Raw genomic sequence first — 19,279 nt, forward strand, 5'->3', positions numbered from 1 at the left:
AAAGAACAACTCGGTATAAAGGTACGATAGAGTCTACTTAATTTAAGTCATGGATAAATATATTGACATTATAAAAAACTCCTATACAGGGTATTGGAACTATCTCAAACACGAGTTAGTCGACTTAAACCATTGGGATAATTATTTTTACGGCTTAATCATTATATCACTTGCCGTTTGGGTATTAGAAATTATTTTTCCCTGGCGAAAAAATCAATCTATTTTTAGGAAAGATTTTTGGCTTGATACCTTTTACATGTTCTTTAACTTTTTTCTTTTAAACCTCATTATTTTAATAGCGCTATCTAATACTGCTGCTTATTTTTTTAATTCTTTGTTAGAAAGCATAGGCTTAACACTAATAGATTTCCAGCTTTTTGATGTGGATGACTTACCTAAATGGCTAGGTCTATTCGTGTTCTTTATAGTTTCAGATTTTGTACAATGGAATACACACAGACTATTACATAGGTTTCCGTTTTTATGGAATTTTCATAAAGTACACCATTCTGTTAAAGAAATGGGGTTTGCCGCTCACCTTAGATACCATTGGATGGAACCTATTGTTTATAAATCTCTACTCTATATTCCCTTAGCTATTATTGGAAATTACAACGCTAACGATGTGGCTATTGTTTACTTTTTCACCATTACAATAGGCCATTTAAACCATGCCAATTTAGGGTGGGACTATGGTATTTTTAAATACATTTTTAACAATCCGAAAATGCATATTTGGCATCATGTAAAATCATTACCTGACCATGTTAGGTTTGGTGTAAATTACGGACTAACCTTAAGTATTTGGGATTATTTTTTTAAAACAAATTATATCCCGCATAACGGAAAGGATATTGAGCTTGGATTTCCTGGTGATGAAAATTTCCCTAAGGACTTTATAAAACAAGAACTTTACCCCATATTATCAAAAAAATCAGAATCAAATTCTGATGGTTAACCCATTTTAGATGAAACACCTACTTGTAATAACACTTTTTCTATTTTTATCAGCATGCTCAGGAACAAAAGAAATCATCGAAAAACCAAATACAGAACCCCAAGTAGCCGAAAAATCAGAACAGGTGGTTACAAAACAAACTGCGCAAACTAAAACCAACTCTAAATCTACTGCAACTACCAAGATACCTGAACAAACGGAAACTGTTAAACCAGAAACGCCCTATGAAGTTTCAAACACATTTAATCATACTAGTTGGAACACTCTCTTACAAAAACATGTTTCACAACAAGGAAACGTAAATTATAAGGGGTTTAAAACAGATAGAAAAGCACTTACAGGTTACATTACAAAACTAGGCAACCATGTACCAGATAACACTTGGTTGAAAGAAGATAAATTAGCCTATTGGATTAATACCTACAATGCATTAACAGTAGATTTAATTCTACGCCATTATCCAATAAACACTATAAAAGACATAAAAGATCCTTGGGACCAACGGTACTGGAAATTAGGCGACAAATGGTACAATCTAAATGAAATTGAGCATGATATTTTAAGAAAAATGAACGACCCTAGAATTCATTTTGCCATTGTGTGTGCCTCTTTCTCTTGTCCAAAATTACAAAACAAGGCCTTTACAAGTCAAACTATAAATAGTCAATTAAATGCGGCAACAAAAACGTTTTTAAGCGACCCAACCCGAAATGAGATTTCAAAAAACAATATTAAACTATCAAAGATTTTTCAGTGGTTTGCAAAGGATTTTAAACAACATGGTAGTTTAATAGATTTTTTAAACATCCATTCTGCTATTACCATTTCCGCGAAAGCGAAAAAAAGTTACAAAGATTATAATTGGGATTTAAATGAATAAAACTAATTCTAGTCTATTTTCGTAAGCATTACTATGATAAGCATTATTATCCCCACTTTAAATGAAGAAGCCCAAATTGGTAAATTGTTAGAACATTTACTAGCAAACTCTTCAGATTTAAACAACTTAGAAATTATTGTTGTTGATGGTGGCAGTCAAGATAATACAACACGTATTGTTAAAGATTTTTCAAATTTCATAACCACTACAAACAAAAAGGCTTTTAATTATATTGATAACTCGGTTATAGATAAAAAACCTATTACTTGCGAAAAAACAGGAACTTCTATTCTGCTTTTAAATTCTGAAAGAGGTCGTTCAAAACAGATGAATGTAGGTGCAAAAATGGCATCGGGAGATATACTATACTTTTTACATGCCGATTCCTTTCCTCCTAAACATTTTGATAGATACATTATAAACGAAGTAAAAAAAGGTAATGAAGCCGGTTGTTTCAGGATGCAATTCGATAGCTCACATTGGTGGTTACGCTTGGCGAGTTGGTTTACAAAATTTAATTGGCGAGTTTGTAGAGGTGGCGATCAAAGCCAGTTTATTACAAAAACCTTATTTAACGCTATTGGATACTTTAATGAAAACTATATTATTTACGAAGACAATATTTTAATAAACGAATTGTATGCTAGGAAACAGTTTGTAGTAATTAATAAAAAACTTAAATCTTCGGCAAGAATGTATGGCAAACATGGAGTTTGGAAACTTCAATATTTCTATTGGAACATTTATTTAAAAAAATGGCTTGGTGCTAATGCCGATGAAATTTATAACTATTACAAGAAAAACGTTGGTTAATTTTCACTTATTCCTCCCCTTTTCATTTGGATACAATTGTGGCAAATTATCACTCTGAAACACTTCTTTAGTATTAACATTAATACCGGAAATTTTCCCAGTAAAAGCTGCGCCTGTATCTATATTCCAAACATTAGCAGCATTCATAGGCACATCAGAATTAAAATTAATGGTAGGTGTGTGCCCTATAAATATTTCTTTATAATGTTTTAATCTATTTGGATAAATACTTGAATCTTTCTTAATGCGTTTATCCAAGGTTAAAGCCATTTCCCATAAGGTTCTATCAAAATAAAAGGTGTTTTTAAAAACTTCTCTTGTTACGCCATGCATCGATGTAAAACCGGCATGTAAAAACAACCTGTTTTCCTCATCTAAGTAATACAAAGGCATACCTTCAAATAACTCTAAATGCTTTTGCTTATCTGCTTTAGAAAACCCATCGTAACTATCCATAGTTTCTTTTCCTCCATGAATATACCAGGTTTGATTAACCTCGCCACTTCGCAACCATTCCTCACACCAAACATCATGATTTCCTTTAATAAAAATGCATTTTATTTTTTGAGAAAGCTCTAATAATAACTGAATAACTTGTGCCGATTCACTCCAACCATCAACATAATCGCCAACAAAGATTAACGTATCTTCATCCTTAACTTCAATTTTATTTAAAACTTGAATTAAAGCTTTTAATCCGCCATGAATATCTCCAATTGCAAAAGTGCGCATACCTTTTTTTAGCAAATTTAATAGAATCCATTATAAACACTGTGTTATTATTATATTTTTAGCATAAAAATGCTATTTTACAATTATTTGCACGAATAGAGCAACAATATATAGAATGACTTTAAGTATCTTTAGAACCATTATTTTAAACTAAAAAAACACGACAACATTGAAAATTAAAAAAGTACTTGTAGCTAATCGAGGGGAAATTGCGATTAGAATTTTTAGAGCTTGCACAGAAATCAACATAAAAACAGTAGGAGTTTACACCTTTGAAGATCGTTATTCATTACATCGATATAAGGCTGACGAATCATATCAAATAGGTGAAGATAATGAACCTTTAAAGCCCTATTTAAATATTGACGCGCTCATAAAAGTAGCTCTAGCTAATGATGTAGATGCGATACATCCAGGGTATGGATTTTTATCGGAAAATGCAGATTTCGCTCAAGCTTGCGAGGACAATGGTATTATTTTTATTGGCCCAAAGGTATCCGTATTAAAATCTTTAGGCGATAAAATTACCGCTAAGCAAGTGGCTGTAGACAATAATATTCCAATTATACAAAGCAATGATAAACCTTTAACAGACATTGAGGTTGCTATTTCTGAAGCTAAAAAAATTGGTTACCCTATTATGCTTAAGGCAGCTTCTGGTGGCGGTGGTCGTGGTATGCGAGTTATTAGAAAGGAAGAGGAGTTAAAAGGTGCATTTAATGAAAGTAAGCGAGAGGCCTTAAATGCTTTTGGCGACGATACGGTGTTTTTAGAAAAATTTGTTGAAAACCCTAAGCATATAGAGATTCAAATAGTTGCAGATAGCCATGGAAATATGGTACATTTATTTGAACGCGATTGCTCGGTGCAAAGACGATACCAAAAAGTAATTGAGTTTGCTCCCTCTTTTGGTTTAAGCCAAGAAACTAAGCAAAACTTATACGATTACGCTATTAAAATATGTAAAGCTGTAAATTATAACAACATTGGTACCGTTGAGTTTTTAGTGGACGACGATGATTCTATCTACTTTATTGAAGTAAACCCAAGAGTACAAGTTGAACATACGGTTACAGAGGTTGTTACCAATATCGATTTAATAAAAACACAATTATATATTGCTGGTGGTTATAAACTAGCAGACGACGAAGTTAAAATACCAAACCAGCAATCCATTTCAATGAGTGGTTTTGCTTTACAATGTCGTATTACAACTGAGGATCCTCAAAATGATTTTAAACCAGATTACGGAACTGTTTCAGCCTACCGAAGTGCCTCTGGATTTGGAATTAGATTAGATGCCGGTAGTATTTATCAAGGCGCTACAATTTCGCCATTTTTCGATTCTATGTTAGTAAAGGTAACTGCACACGACAGAACCCTTGATGGGGCGAGTAGAAAAATTCGTCGTGCATTAGCAGAGTTTAGAATTAGAGGTGTAAAAACCAATATGCCTTTTCTAGATAATATTTTAAAACACAATACTTTTAGAGAAGGAAAGGTTACAGTAAACTTTATAAAATCTAATCCTGATTTATTCGTTTTTAAGGCTCCTAGAAACAGAGCTACAAAATTAATTACGTATTTAGGAGATGTTATTGTAAATGGAAATGCCGATGTAAAAAAAATAGATCCATCAAAAACATTCGTAAAGCCTAAAGTACCAAAATTTGATGCCGACGCTAAATATGCCGAAGGCACTAAAGATATACTAACAAAATTAGGACCTGAAAAATTTTCGCAATGGTTATTAAATGAAAAGAAAGTTCATTTTACCGACACCACAATGCGAGATGCCCACCAAAGTTTATTGGCTACTAGAATGCGTACTTATGATATGCTTAAAGTTGCTGAAGGTTATGCAAAAAACCACCCAGATATATTTAGTATGGAAGTTTGGGGAGGCGCTACTTTTGATGTTTGCTTACGTTTTTTACAAGAAAACCCGTGGGAAAGACTACGTTTACTTCGTAAAGCCATGCCTAATGTGCTTTTACAAATGCTTATTCGTGGTTCTAACGGTGTGGGCTATAAGGCATATTCAGATAATTTAATTGGCCAGTTTGTTGAACAATCTTGGGAAAACGGCGTTGATGTTTTTAGAATTTTCGATTCATTAAACTGGATGAAATCTTTAGGACCTTGCATTGAGCATGTACGAACACGAACAGGAGGTTTAGCCGAGGGTTCAATTTGTTATACTAACGATATTTTAAATCCGGAAAACACAAAGTATAATTTAAAATATTACGTAAACCTAGCTAAAGAAATTGAAGGCGCAGGTGCACATATTTTAGGTGTAAAAGATATGGCAGGTTTATTAAAACCTTATGCCGCTTACGAGCTTATTACGGCTTTAAAATCGGAGTTAAAAATCCCTATTCATTTACATACGCATGATACCTCATCAATTCAATCGGCAACCTATTTAAAAGCTATTGAAGCTGGTGTTGATGTGGTTGATGTGGCGCTTGGTGGTCTATCTGGATTAACATCGCAGCCTAATTTTAATTCGGTTGTAGAGATGATGAAATTTCAAGATCGAGCAAGCACTATTAACATCGATTCATTAAACGAATATTCAAATTATTGGGAAGCCGTTAGAGAATACTATTATCCTTTTGAATCTGGTTTAAAATCAGGTTCTGGTGACGTTTTTAAACATGAAATCCCTGGTGGGCAGTATTCAAACTTAAAACCTCAAGCACGTGGTTTAGGACTTGAAGATCGTTTTCATGAAATTACTGCCATGTACAGCAAAGTCAATGCGCTTTTTGGAGACATAGTTAAAGTTACACCTAGCTCTAAAGTTGTTGGGGATATGGCTCAATATTTAGTAAGTAATAATTTAACCGTTGAAGATGTTATTGAACGTGGCGATAGTATTTCGTTCCCACAATCGGTAGTCGATTTCTTTAAAGGTGATTTAGGTCAACCAGTTGGTGGGTTCCCTAAAGCACTACAAAAACTTATTTTAAAAGACCAAGCTCCTTACACCGATAGACCAAATGCACATATTCCTCCATTGGATATTGATGCAGAATACAAAGCGTTTAAAAAAATATTTGAACACGATTTAAGTCGAACTATCGATTTTACCGATTTCTTATCCTATCAATTATATCCTAAAGTATTTACCGATGCCTTTAACAAGCATTTAAAGTATGATAACCTAATGAATTTGCCAACTAAGAATTTCTTTTATGGCATGGAAGTAGGCGAGGAAATCATCATGGAATTAGATAAAGGTAAAACCCTTTTAGTGACTTTAGATTCTATTGGAAAACCGAATAGCGACGGTATGGTTACTGTTTATTTTAAAGTGAACGGGCAAGGAAGAAGTGTAGAAATTAAAGATACTTCAATTAAGATTGATAAGGTTGAAAATGTAAAAGCTGATAAAACAGACGACAACCAAATAGGAGCGCCATTACAAGGTATGCTATCTACAATTTTAGTAAAACGTGGTGAAAAGGTGGTTAAAAACCAACCGTTATTTATTATAGAAGCCATGAAAATGGAAACCACCATTACAGCTGCAACAGATGCAACGGTAAAGAAAATTGTTTTAAAAACCGGGTATATAGTAAACTCTGACGACCTCGTTATTGTGCTAGAATAAACAAATAAAACAATATTATCTTATAAGTATTATTAGAGCTTGTTGAAAACAAAAATAGTTTTTAGCAAGCTCTAAAAATATTGCCCAATACCAAACACAAAACCTTGGGTTGCATTTTTAGAAATACCATAACCATAATCGATCCTAATAATAGCATTATATATTTTTTTATGCATAAATCGAAGTCCTAAGCCTGGGTACACTTTTACATTATCCGAATTTGCAAAATCGCTAACATCACCTCCTGGATTTCGCCATGAACCAGTATCAACAAAAGCATTGGCCTGCAGAATAAACCACCCTTTTTCAATAAGTGTTTGTCTATATTCTGTATTTAAAACAATGACGCCTGTACCTCTATCGATAGTGTTTCCAACACCGCGAACATTCAAATTATTATCCACAGAAAACGGTGCAAAAGGGGTCTCATTATTGGTTGCTAATCCCATGCGTAATCTATTAGCCCAATTCCCTTTTTCTCCCACACGTTTAAACAAAAAGAAATCATTCCAACCTATAAAAAAATCGGTTAGCATATCGTTGGTAGATGTGACATATTGAAAGTTAAACTGACTCTTAAAACCAGAGATGTACTGGTAGCAATAATCTAAATTATTATATTCATAAACACCTTTTAAAAGCCATTTATCCACATTTAATTCCGGTCTTCCATTTTCATTTTCACCTTTAAACTTATAATCCTCAACAAAAAAACTAAAACCCAATTCTAGCCTATTAGTAAAGTTGAATTGAAATAACCCTAAAGCCTCAATGGATTTATTTCTATATTTATAATTAGCAGTTTCATTCTGAAAAAACACAGGTTCTTGGGTTGTTAAATCCTGAAGATTAACAGTAAGCCCTACTTTAGTAGAAAACAAAAAAGGCGCTCTAAAATTTAGAGCATAGCTACTATAAATATCGTTTTGATAAAACCCTCCAAATATTATGGCTCGACCTAATAAATTAAATTCATGTAACCCAAGTCTATAAGCAAATTCATCATCATTAGTCGTGTAAATATTGGCTGAAGGAATTAGTGTAAAATTTTCCTCAATAATATAAAATACATTATACCGATTGTCTTTTGTAGGAAAAACTTGAAAATACACATGCGATATAGAAGGCAATCGCTTTAACCTAATAATATCTTGTTTTATAACAGCGGAATCTAAGATCGCACCAGTCCTTATGGTAGAAATACTTTTTACAAATGAAGTTTTCAATCTTTTATTACCTTGAACTTTTAAATCTTTAACCAAAAACTCTTGAGCAAATACCCCAAAGGAAACAAAACCAAGAATAATTAATAAGACTAATTGTTTTTTCATTTAGCAACAAACAATTTTTGAACAACCCAATTTAGCCAATTTACTAGACTTACATCCATTTTACAATGCAAAATATTGAGTAAAAACGACTTATATACTAATTCAATTTATCTATATACATTATAATGCTGACGAATTAAAGCTTCTACCGGTTTGTTTTGTGGCGTAAACCTTGAATCATTTTCTCCACCGGATTTTTCATGGTTATGAAACCATTTCCAAATAAACCCTCCAGCAAACCAATCTTCTTTCCAAAAGGTATCAAATAATGCTTGCGTTGTATTTGTTTGTGCCTCGAAATTAACTTGATTCATGCTTCTGTCACTTAACCAAGGTTCTTTTCCTGTAAAATCGACACTTCTATAGCCATATTCAGTAAATAAGATAGGCTTTTTGTTCCCTTGTTGTACTTTTAAAATATCCGCTTTATGCTTTTCCCAACCTAATAAACATTCTGTTATAGTTGGTGTTTTACTATCACTAACAGGAAAATAGGCATCGACACCTATAAAATCGAGTTTGCTCCAAAACGGGGTTCGTTTAAACTCATCCCAATTTGCTGCATAGGTTAATTTACCTTTATAAATAGCTTTAACATCTTTTATAAGTTTAAACCAATAGTCTGGCCTACTGTTTATAAAACCTTCCAATTCGGTACCTATGCAAAATATTTCAACATTCATTTTTGCCGCTAAATCTGCATATTCTAGAATAAACTTTGAGTAAGAATCCTCAAGTGTTTTCCAATCGGCCTCGTTACTCATTTTTATATAACCAGTAAATTTCCCATGCCCGACCCAAATTTGAGGTTTGAGCATAATTTTTATATGCTGTTTTTTTATTTCGGTAATATACTGTGCTGCGCCTTCTTTTCGTTCTCCATACCACTGCCTTTCACCATTAAATTTAACCTCAGGCAAACTTAAATCTCTAATAAAACCAAAAGGCATTACTGCCGCATAATTGGCATTTAAATTAGCTACTGGATACGTATGTTTTTGATCTATAGGCTGTCGTGAAGACACAAAACTTACACCATTAATTTTATTGGTCTGAGTTTTACAAGATTGTATAGCTAAAATTGATAAAAGAAATAAGAGTTTAATTGCCTTCATATAAAATATTAAACTTCTAATTTAATGTAATTCTTATAACAAAACTCTTAAACCTAAATTAAAAGATTGTCCGAGTCCTGTATTTTCTCCTCTTACAAACTTACTATATAACACTTCTAGGTTTAATTCTTTTGTTATTTGATACTTTCCACCAAAACCTAATGCCGTAAAATCTTGATTAAAATCACCAAAACGTTGCTGATGTTGTACAAAACCTAAAATTGTAGACTTGTCGCTTGGGAAATAACTCATAAATACACCTGGAGCTAAAACATACGTTTTGTTTGCAAAACTATCTTCATCACCAAAATTATATTCTGTATTTAACTCTGTAAATAACTGCCAATTTCCGCTAGGTAATGTATAATCATAAAAAAACCTGTTTTGAAATGTGTATGCTGTTTGATCTAGATAAACACCACTAGCATCCGACTCTTCACTAATAAGCGGAATATGTAAGGCTGTTTGCACAGTAAAATTACTTACACTTTTAAGTGGGTTAAATTTAATTACTGGCGCTATAGAAGTTAAACCTGAGCGCGCGGTACCTTGTTCTCCATCAAAAGAAAAAACATCAAAAGCATCTCTTCCTCCAATAGTGTTAGAACGTATATCGAATAATAATCCAACATTTAATCTATTGCTATCGGAAACACCGGTAAAAATATCAAAGCTTGTTGTAAAATAGTTTTCACGTAGTTTATCACTTTTAATACCATTTTCTCTCTTCTGAGTTTCAGTATATAAATTATTAAACCATTTAATATCCCATTGACCTTTCTGCAACAATTTTGAAGGCGTATACGTTTGAATATTACTCTTTTGAACTACTTCTGTATCTTCTTGTGAATACCCATTAAATGTAATGACCATAAACACTAATATTGTTAATGTTTTTTTCATAATTTGTTTTTAGTTTTTTATTACTCCTTAAATGGAAATTTAGCTTACTGCTTGTTCACTTTCCAATCATATGGAAAATAACTCAATTTAATTTTACTATCTAATTTATCTGTTCGGTAAGTGTTTATAAAATCTATTTCATTCTTACCATTCCTAGTAAAATCTTCTTTATACCACTCCATAATTTGAGATACCTCAACTTCATTCTTTTTAGCATTAACCTTTAAAAAAGAACCGTTTAATGCTATTTTAGTTTGCTTATCCAATTGGGAATTTAAAGTATTTGGAAAGTATGCTTTACTAATTAAAGGCGGACAACCAACAGCGCCGCAAACCAGTACAAAATGGAACCGGGCATCGTGAAACTGGGCTCTTAAAAGCTCGTTTTCTATGGCATTTAATGTAATTTGCTTTCCTCCTAAACTATAAATTGTAGTGTCAAAAAAACCCTTGTTATCTAGAGGTGAATTTATTGGATAATTATCTATTATACCTTTAATTACAGCTAAATTATAAGCATTAATCCAAAATGCTTGATAGTAATTAGCATCAGCTTTTGAAACGGATACCCCCTCGGCTATTTTCAAAATCAGGTTAAGTTCATTTTGGTTAGCTTGTATTTTTGAATAGGCTACTCTTCCGTCAGATACATATTCTTTTAAAAAAGCATCCGTTTTGTTAAAAAAAGAATTTAAATCTTGAGAAACCCCTTTAAAAGCTATTAAAACAAGAAAGGCGAATATGAATTGTTTTTTCATTTTTATACATTTTAAATTTTGCTATGCAACTGCCATTAGGTCGCACTAAAATCGAGATAATTACAAGACTAATTAAAAAAAGTAGCGTCTTGTAGCTTGGTTAAACCTTACAAAACACAAGCAATTTAAACTTGTTCTAAATTAAACCTTTTAGTTAAGTTATTACCTTTAACTTCGACAGAACAACCATTATCTCTTGATTTCACATTTTAATAAACCAAGTTTTATTCTAAAAGTCTCATAGGTAATCATAACACATCAACCCAATAACTAAAAGATGGAAGAACATATTGTTATAATAGGAAACGGAATTTCTGGAGTAACTGCCGCTCGACATATTAGAAAACTATCAGATAAACGGATTACCATAATATCTGCAGAAACAGAATATTTTTTCTCCAGAACTGCCCTAATGTACATATACATGGGACACATGAAATTTGAACACACGCAACCTTATGAAAATTGGTTTTGGGAGAAAAACAGAATTGAATTAAAAAAAGGATACGTTAAAAATATAGATACAAGCAACAAAACCCTTCATTTTGCGGAGGGCGAACCTTTAGAATACGATAAACTTATTATTGCCACAGGAAGTAAACCAAATAAATTTGGATGGCCAGGTCAAGATTTAAAAGGTGTTATGGGCATGTACCATAAACAAGATTTAGAAAACCTTGAAAAATACGCACCTAATAATGATGTATGCCAAAGAGCCGTAATTGTTGGTGGTGGTTTAATTGGTATTGAATTGGCCGAAATGCTTAATTCTAGAAATATTCCTGTTACCTTTTTAGTTCGCGAGGATAGTTTCTGGAATGGTGTTTTACCTAGCGGAGAAAGCGAAATGATTAACAGGCATATAAAAAACCATCATATAGATTTACGTCTTGGTCATAATTTAAAAGAAATTAAAGCGGATGAAAACGGAAAAGTAAGATCTATTATCATTCAAGAAACTGGTGAAGAAATAGCATGTAATGTGGTAGGCTTAACTGCCGGAGTAACACCAAATATAGATTTTTTAAAAGAATCTAATATTGAACTTGGTAGAGGTGTAAAAGTAAACCCGTATTTAGAAACCAACATTAAAGATGTTTACGCTATTGGCGATTGTGCCGAACAACATGAAGGTATAAATGGTCGTCGAGCAATTGAAGCCGTTTGGTATACAGGCCGTATGATGGGAGAAACATTAGCACAAACCATTTGTGGAAACAAAATAAAATACAATCCTGGACATTGGTTTAACTCTGCTAAATTTTTAGATATTGAATACCAAACCTATGGTTGGGTTTTTAGTGAACGAAGTTGTCCAGATTATGAAAAACATTTTCATTGGAAACATGAGGACGATACCAAATGTATTACAGTAGCCTACCATAAAACGACAAAGGAATTTTTAGGGATTAACACCTTCGGGATTAGAATGCGCCATGAAACTTTTGATACCTGGCTAACCGAAAAAAGAGATGTCGATTATGTTATCAATCATCTTTCCGAGGCTAATTTCGACCCCGAATTTTATAGTCATTACGAACCCAATATTCTTTCAACCTACAACAAACAACTGCAAATAGCCTAACCATGAGTAACAAAATAAATCACAGCATGTCTTTAGCAAAACCAGATGCCTTAGACATTTCTATAAAACAAAAAATCGCGCTAGCTATTGGCTTTATTGGCTTATTTATAATGGCATTAGCTCTTTTAAACACTAATTTCCCAAACGAAGGCTTATTCTTAACACTTTCACTAGGTATGATTACTTTAGGTGTAATCATTTACTCTAGAGAAGCTTATTTAACAAAGCTAGAAGGCATTAAAAATGATGGTGTTTGGTTTAAATCTATTTCATCCTATGGTGCTTGGGGTTGGGTTTTAGGTGTTGTCCTTACGACATTTTACATCGTTCTTTATTTTTTTCCTCAATATTTAGGTTTAGGAAAAGATGGTGCAGCAAACACCGGATTAATACACTTATTCGACCCCTTAAGTAAACTATTAAGCGGCCGACCTGCTAGTCAATGGTTTGTTTATGGAACCCTATATACTATTGCTATTTTAGCCTTTGGTTACAAATTTATTCTTAAATACCGCCATAACCGCTATCAGCAAATACGTACTGGATCTGTTATGTTTTTCCAACTAGGTTTTGCCTTTTTAATTCCGGAATTCATGTATATTATGAATAACGATTTACCATACTACGATCTTAAAAGCATATGGCCACTTAACTATTACATTTTTGATGAATGGTCTGTAAACGGATTTCTTTCTAACGGTAATATCGGGTTAGCATTAATAATTTTTGGCATACTTTCAACTTTTGTAATTACCCCCATATTAACCTATAAATATGGTAAACGTTGGTATTGCTCGTGGGTTTGTGGTTGTGGCGGATTAGCGGAAACTGCTGGAGATTCTTTTAGACAATTATCATCTAAAAAAATGTCGGCTTGGAAATTAGAACGCTGGCTAATCCATACCGTTTTAGTATTTTCTGTAGTTATGACGGTTGCTATGGTTTACACCTATTTAGGTTACGACAAAAATGATTATTGGCTAACACGAGGGCTTTTCATCTCATTAGTTATTGGTTTTCTAACACTAGTGTTTGCTGCTGTTATGTTATTTAAAAGCAAAGAACTTGGTAAAGATGCAAAATATGGTGCTATTGGCTTTTTTAGTGTTATTACACTCTTATTAATCATGCATTTTACAGGTACAACAGAGCATGTGTTCTTTTTAAAAGGCTCTACACTTAGGTCGGCATACGGACTTTATATTGGCTCTATTTTTTCTGGGGTAATTGGTACAGGCTTCTACCCTATTTTAGGTAATCGTTCTTGGTGCCGATTTGGATGTCCTATGGCTGCCATTTTAGGTTTCCAACAGCGCTTATTTTCTAAATTTAGAATTACTACCAATGGTGGTCAATGTATCTCTTGTGGTAACTGCTCTAATAGTTGCGAAATGGGAATTGATGTTAGACATTATGCGCAAAAAGGAGAAAACATTGTTCGTTCTAGTTGTGTAGGTTGTGGCATTTGTTCTGCTGTTTGTCCAAGAGGTGTTTTAAAACTTGAAAATGATAGTATGGACGGACGTATTAATCCGACTGAAATATTATTAGGAAATGATGTAGATTTAATGGATTTGGTAAATAAAAAATAAACTAGGGCACATCCATAAAACCCGCTTTATATTTCTGAGCAACTTCACCCAATCTTTATGGTAGAGCTAATTACTAGAAATGAAAAAGGCAATTACCATTTTAATAGTATTAATCAGTTTTAACGCTTTCGCGGAAAAAAAATACCAACGTACGTATTTTGAAAATGGCACGATTAAGTCTGAAGGTTGGATAGAAAATAATCATAAAACAGCATTCTGGAGATTTTATTTTGAAAACGGGACTTTAAAAAAAGAAGGACATTTTTCAGAAGACAAAGAAATTAAATACTGGAAGTTTTATACTATTGGTGGCACTATCGAAAAAGAAGGTCATTTTTTAAATGGTAAAAAAACCAATTGGTGGTTGTTTTATGACTCCAATGAAAAAATAAACCATAAATGCCAGTTAAAGGACAATCAAAAAAACGGATTTTGCCTTATGTATAAAAACGAAAAACTTATTTCCGCATCAAAATATAAAGCAGGAAAAAAAATAAAAGAATGGACTACCTTTGCATCCTTTAAAAAAGACAATAAATTTAGCGATCTTAAATGACCCAAATAAAAGTGATCATTCCTGCTTACAACGAAGCAGATTCTATTGCCCATGTAATTAACGATATTCCTAAAACCGTTAACGAGGTTATTGTGGTGAGTAATAACTCTACCGACAATACGGAAGCCAATGCCAAAAAAGCAGGCGCTACCGTTTTAAAAGAATCTAATAAAGGTTATGGTTATGCTTGTTTAAAAGGCATGCAACATATTGCCAACCAAACCGAAAAACCAGATATTGTAGTTTTTCTAGATGGCGATTATAGCGATTACCCAGAAGAACTCACAAAAATAGTGGCGCCCATAATTAATGATAATATCGATTTTGTAATTGGCTCCCGCACAAAACAACTCCGAGAAAAAGGTTCTATGACTGTTCCTCAAGTTTTTGGTAACTGGCTAGCTACCACATTAATGAAGTTGTTTTTTGGGGCAAAATTTTCAGATTTAGGGCCATTTAGAGCTATAAAATACGATAAACTACTGGCTCTAAATATGCAAGACAAAACCTACGGATGGACCGTAGAAATGCAACTTAAAGCACTTAAACAAAAACTCACATATACCGAAATACCAGTAAATTATCGTAACAGAATAGGTGTATCAAAAGTTTCAGGTACCGTAAAAGGTGCTATATTTGCAGGCATAAAAATCTTAGGTTGGATTTTTAAATACAGTTTTAAATAATGATATTAGAAACCGTTGTTATAGTTATATACACCATTTCACTTTTGCTCATTTTCATGTATGCATTAGCACAACTCAACCTGCTATTTAACTATTTATCTTCAAAGAAGGTTAAAGACACTTCTCCAAAATTCAATTTATCAAATCCAGAGGAAATTCCATATATCACCATTCAACTTCCGGTGTATAACGAAATGTATGTTATGGAACGATTACTCGATAATATTGCAAAAATAGATTATCCAAAAAACAAGTTAGAAATTCAAGTTTTAGACGACTCCACCGACGAAACCTTAGAAACCACTCTAAAACAAATTCAAAAACTTCAAGCCCAAGGCTTAGATATAAAACAAATAACAAGAACAGACCGCAAAGGCTTTAAGGCAGGCGCTTTAAAAGAAGGTTTAAAAATAGCAAAAGGTAGTATTATTGCCATTTTCGATTCCGATTTTTTACCAGAAGCCGATTGGTTAAAACGCACCGTACCTTATTTTAAGGACGAAGCCGTTGGGGTAGTACAAACCCGTTGGGGGCACATAAACCGCAATTATTCTATACTAACTAGAATTCAAGCCTTTGCGCTAGATGCACACTTTACCTTAGAACAAGTTGGCCGAAACAGTAAAGGCCATTTCATAAATTTTAATGGTACTGCAGGACTTTGGCGTAAAGCATGTATTATCGATGCCGGAAATTGGGAAGGCGACACCCTAACCGAGGATTTAGATCTTAGCTACCGCGCACAACTTAAAAACTGGAAATTTAAATATTTAGAACATGTTGAAACCCCTGCCGAACTTCCTATAGTAATAAGCGCAGCACGTTCACAACAATTTAGATGGAATAAAGGTGGTGCCGAAAATTTCCAAAAAATGCTTGGTCGTGTCATAAAAAGCAAAAATATTTCGGCAAAAACCAAAATACACGGCTTACTGCATTTATTAAACAGCACCATGTTTTTAAACGTACTTATTGTTGGTGTTTTAAGCATCCCCATGCTTTATATAAAAAACGAATACGCCCATTTACGTCCGTATTTTTACGTTATGAGTTTCTTTGTTATGAGTACCATAATCTTTTTTGTGTGTTACTGGTTTATGTACAAAAACATTTATGGTAGCGGCTTTAAAAACTTTGTGCACTATATAGGTATGTTTTTCGTATTTTTCTCAATAGCTATGGGCTTTTCACTACACAATTCCATTGCCGTTTTAGAAGGCCATTGGGGTAAAAAATCAGAATTTGTACGTACACCAAAATTTAACATTAGTAAGTATAAAGACAACTGGAAAAACAACAAATACATAAAACGAAACATATCTATTAACGTTATTTTCGAGGGGCTCCTTATGCTTTATTTCGGTTTTGGCATGTATAGCGCCTTTATAGTCGGCAACCAAGGAGGGGATTTCGGGCTCTTCCCGTTTCATTTGATGTTATGTATAGGCTTTGGTTATGTCTTTTTTAAATCCTTAGCATCTAAAGTTTAATTTTGCCATTCCAATATAGAAGGACATCTTTATTAATTGGGAGTTACCTAAAGAAACGAGCTTGTAGCCTGCCTTGAGCGAAGTCGAAAGGTTATAAGTCCTCCTACCTCGGACGGTAAGCTTTCCTCTACTATCCCTAGCGCGGGTATATTTGAGTACCTTATATAAAAATAAAATGGTTTTCTAGAAGGTTCCTTAATCGCTAATCACATAACAAATAACCCAGAAAACAAGCTATTATTTCTGGTTTAATTCATTAATTAAGTTTCTAGAAACAACAGTATCGTATATTATTTTCAGTGTCTTTATTTTATTTTCCGAATCAAGTTCTATAATATCGACCACATCGAATTCGACTTTCTTTTTACTTTTTAAAATCCATTTATAAGTAAAATAAAGCGCCAAACTATTCGACTCCTTTTCTTCAAAAACTCCTTTTAGATAAAGCTCGGAACTTAAAGTATCACTATTTAGTTCACGATAAAACTCTCCTGCTTTTTTCACCCCATATATTGGCGATTCAACCGTCCCTTTGTCATTAAACATATCAATTACCTTTTCCATATCTCTACTTTCGAGATGCTTCAAATAGTTCTTAGCGATTTCAGTTTTACACATTAGTTCATTTTTTCAAATTCAATGTTATATACCCAGCCTTAAACGAAGGTACTAGATTTATTTTTCAAATTCAAGTAAGCTTTTTTTACTAAACGCTACAAACAATTAGTATTATATTTGATCCATGCTTTTAAACCCATCGTTTATTAAACTAAACAAAATGCCATTGCTAATGGCCGTTTCTAGCCTGTTATTTTATTGGGCATTTGCATACAATTTGGTAAGAACAGATTATTCTAAACTAATCATGCTTTATACAAGCTTGTTTGTTTTATTTTATAATATTATTATACACTTAAAACACAACACCAAGGCTTTAACTTATTTAGCCTTTGGGTTTCGAGCTATCTTTATTTTTGCCCTACCCAATTTATCGCAAGATTTCTATCGTTTTATTTGGGATGGCCGCATGGTTTTGGAAGGCATAAACCCGTATTTACACACCGTAGAATCTTTTATAAGCCAAGGTCAATTTCCTGTAACCCAAGCTGTAGAACTTCGCGCAGGTATGGGGGATTTAAACGCCCGCCATTTTACCAACTACCCGCCAATAAATCAACTATGTTTTACTATTGCTGCCTTATTTGCTAGTAAAAGCATTTTAGGTTCGGTTATAGTTATGCGCTTGCTTATAATTGCTGCCGATTTTGGCACACTCCACTTTGGTTCAAAACTTTTGGAAAAACTTAAGCTTCCTTCGCACAACATATTCTGGTATGTATTAAACCCGTTTATTATAATAGAACTAACGGGTAATTTGCATTTTGAGGGAGTTATGGTGTTCTTTCTAGTTTGGAGTATATATTTACTCTACACAAACAAATGGATGCTCTCTGGGGTTGTTTTTGCACTCTCTGTGGCCACTAAACTAATTCCACTTATGTTCTTACCGTTATTTTATCAGTGGTTTGTTTTTGGAGATGCGAATATCATAAAAAAAACACCCCTAAAATTACGTCAAGTGAGCAATAGCGACGTCTCTACCAATGACGTAGCATTATCCAAAACCCAGCTAGCTTTGTCGCTAACACCTCGCCATGATTTGTGGAGAGGCATGACTAAACTAATTGGTTTTTACGCCATAGTTATACTCACCACACTCCTACTTTTTATGCCTTTTTATTCCTCAGAATTTATTAACAACTACAGTAAAACAGTGGCATTATGGTTTGGTAATTTCGAGTTTAATGCTAGTTTATATTATATAGCCAGAGAAATTGGCTACTTGTTTAGGGGTTATAATGAAATTGCCATTATTGGTAAAGCCACATCGATACTTGTAGTTTGTTTTGTAATAATTTTAAGTTTTTTCAGGAAAAACAAAACCATAATAGAGTTGATTTCAGCCATGTTAATTGCGCTTTCATTTTATTATTTTACAGCCACAACGGTTCACCCTTGGTATATTGCTATGCTTTTAATATTATCGGTGTTTACAAAGTATAAATACCCTTTAATATGGAGCTTCGTGATTATTTTAAGTTATTTAGCCTATGTAAACGTAAACTCTATGGATAAATCTGAAAACCTTTTGGTAATTGGCGTAGAATATCTAATAGTTTTTGGCGTATTTATTTGGGAAGTATTTATAAAAAAGACTTCCAGTTCCTTGGAAGCCTAATTCATTTTTTTGTTATTTT

16 protein-coding genes are annotated in these 19,279 nt (G+C 33.2%); 10 read left to right on the forward strand and 6 right to left on the reverse strand.

Annotated elements, in window-relative coordinates; genetic code table 11:
• Positions 1-49 precede the first annotated feature (49 nt).
• From ABJM36_RS10375 to ABJM36_RS10385, 3 genes are read left to right on the forward strand one after another with little or no spacing between them, the layout of a single operon-like run.
• The gene (locus ABJM36_RS10375) at positions 50-958 is read left to right on the forward strand and encodes a sterol desaturase family protein (RefSeq protein WP_348451375.1); all 909 of its coding nucleotides are present in this window, start codon (positions 50-52) and stop codon (positions 956-958) included.
• Between the two features lie 10 nt (positions 959-968).
• The gene (locus ABJM36_RS10380) at positions 969-1,838 is read left to right on the forward strand and encodes a DUF547 domain-containing protein (RefSeq protein ID WP_348451376.1); all 870 of its coding nucleotides are present in this window, start codon (positions 969-971) and stop codon (positions 1,836-1,838) included.
• 33 nt (positions 1,839-1,871) lie between these two features.
• On the forward strand, positions 1,872-2,651 hold the full coding sequence (locus ABJM36_RS10385) for a TIGR04283 family arsenosugar biosynthesis glycosyltransferase (protein WP_348451377.1): 780 nt from the start codon (positions 1,872-1,874) through the stop codon (positions 2,649-2,651).
• A 3-nt stretch (positions 2,652-2,654) separates the two neighbouring features.
• Here the strand turns inward: ABJM36_RS10385 and ABJM36_RS10390 are convergent, their stop codons facing one another.
• Positions 2,655-3,383 (reverse strand): metallophosphoesterase family protein, encoded by a 729-nt coding sequence (locus ABJM36_RS10390; RefSeq protein WP_348451378.1) that lies wholly within the window; start codon positions 3,381-3,383, stop codon positions 2,655-2,657.
• 169 nt (positions 3,384-3,552) lie between these two features.
• On the opposite strand from ABJM36_RS10390, the gene ABJM36_RS10395 reads away from it, so the two are divergent.
• A complete protein-coding gene (locus ABJM36_RS10395; RefSeq protein WP_348451379.1) occupies positions 3,553-7,005 on the forward strand; it encodes a pyruvate carboxylase in 3,453 nt (1,150 codons plus the stop codon).
• Between the two features lie 71 nt (positions 7,006-7,076).
• Here the strand turns inward: ABJM36_RS10395 and ABJM36_RS10400 are convergent, their stop codons facing one another.
• From ABJM36_RS10400 to ABJM36_RS10415, 4 genes are all read right to left on the reverse strand, one after another.
• On the reverse strand, positions 7,077-8,336 hold the full coding sequence (locus ABJM36_RS10400) for an outer membrane protein assembly factor (protein ID WP_348451380.1): 1,260 nt from the start codon (positions 8,334-8,336) through the stop codon (positions 7,077-7,079).
• Between the two features lie 107 nt (positions 8,337-8,443).
• The gene (locus ABJM36_RS10405; protein ID WP_348451381.1) at positions 8,444-9,451 is read right to left on the reverse strand and encodes a glycoside hydrolase TIM-barrel-like domain-containing protein; all 1,008 of its coding nucleotides are present in this window, start codon (positions 9,449-9,451) and stop codon (positions 8,444-8,446) included.
• A 33-nt stretch (positions 9,452-9,484) separates the two neighbouring features.
• Complete coding sequence (locus ABJM36_RS10410; protein ID WP_348451382.1) at positions 9,485-10,354, reverse strand: hypothetical protein; 870 nt, start codon at positions 10,352-10,354, stop codon at positions 9,485-9,487.
• Positions 10,355-10,398: 44 nt separating this feature from the next.
• A complete protein-coding gene (locus ABJM36_RS10415) occupies positions 10,399-11,112 on the reverse strand; it encodes a DUF547 domain-containing protein (protein WP_348451383.1) in 714 nt (237 codons plus the stop codon).
• A 277-nt stretch (positions 11,113-11,389) separates the two neighbouring features.
• On the opposite strand from ABJM36_RS10415, the gene ABJM36_RS10420 reads away from it, so the two are divergent.
• From ABJM36_RS10420 to ABJM36_RS10440, 5 genes are all read left to right on the forward strand, one after another.
• The gene (locus ABJM36_RS10420) at positions 11,390-12,697 is read left to right on the forward strand and encodes an FAD/NAD(P)-binding oxidoreductase (protein ID WP_348451384.1); all 1,308 of its coding nucleotides are present in this window, start codon (positions 11,390-11,392) and stop codon (positions 12,695-12,697) included.
• Between the two features lie 2 nt (positions 12,698-12,699).
• Positions 12,700-14,289, forward strand: coding sequence for a 4Fe-4S dicluster domain-containing protein (locus tag ABJM36_RS10425; RefSeq protein WP_348451385.1), 1,590 nt, complete (start codon positions 12,700-12,702; stop codon positions 14,287-14,289).
• A gap of 79 nt (positions 14,290-14,368) precedes the next feature.
• A complete protein-coding gene (locus ABJM36_RS10430; RefSeq protein WP_348451386.1) occupies positions 14,369-14,845 on the forward strand; it encodes a hypothetical protein in 477 nt (158 codons plus the stop codon).
• Entirely contained in the window at positions 14,842-15,531 is a 690-nt protein-coding gene (locus tag ABJM36_RS10435; protein WP_348451387.1) for a glycosyltransferase family 2 protein, read from the forward strand. Before ABJM36_RS10430 ends, ABJM36_RS10435 begins: the two co-directional genes overlap by 4 nt.
• Complete coding sequence (locus ABJM36_RS10440) at positions 15,531-17,021, forward strand: cellulose synthase family protein (RefSeq protein ID WP_348451388.1); 1,491 nt, start codon at positions 15,531-15,533, stop codon at positions 17,019-17,021. Before ABJM36_RS10435 ends, ABJM36_RS10440 begins: the two co-directional genes overlap by 1 nt.
• 237 nt (positions 17,022-17,258) lie before the next feature.
• Here the strand turns inward: ABJM36_RS10440 and ABJM36_RS10445 are convergent, their stop codons facing one another.
• On the reverse strand, positions 17,259-17,639 hold the full coding sequence (locus tag ABJM36_RS10445) for a nuclear transport factor 2 family protein (protein ID WP_348451389.1): 381 nt from the start codon (positions 17,637-17,639) through the stop codon (positions 17,259-17,261).
• A 160-nt stretch (positions 17,640-17,799) separates the two neighbouring features.
• Between ABJM36_RS10445 and ABJM36_RS10450 the strand changes: the two genes are divergently transcribed.
• Positions 17,800-19,260, forward strand: a complete 1,461-nt coding sequence (locus tag ABJM36_RS10450; protein WP_348451390.1) for a mannosyltransferase — start codon at positions 17,800-17,802, stop codon at positions 19,258-19,260.
• Positions 19,261-19,279 lie beyond the last annotated feature (19 nt).

Source organism: Algibacter sp. (assembly GCF_039977455.1).
Classification (GTDB): Bacteria; Bacteroidota; Bacteroidia; order Flavobacteriales; family Flavobacteriaceae; genus Algibacter_B.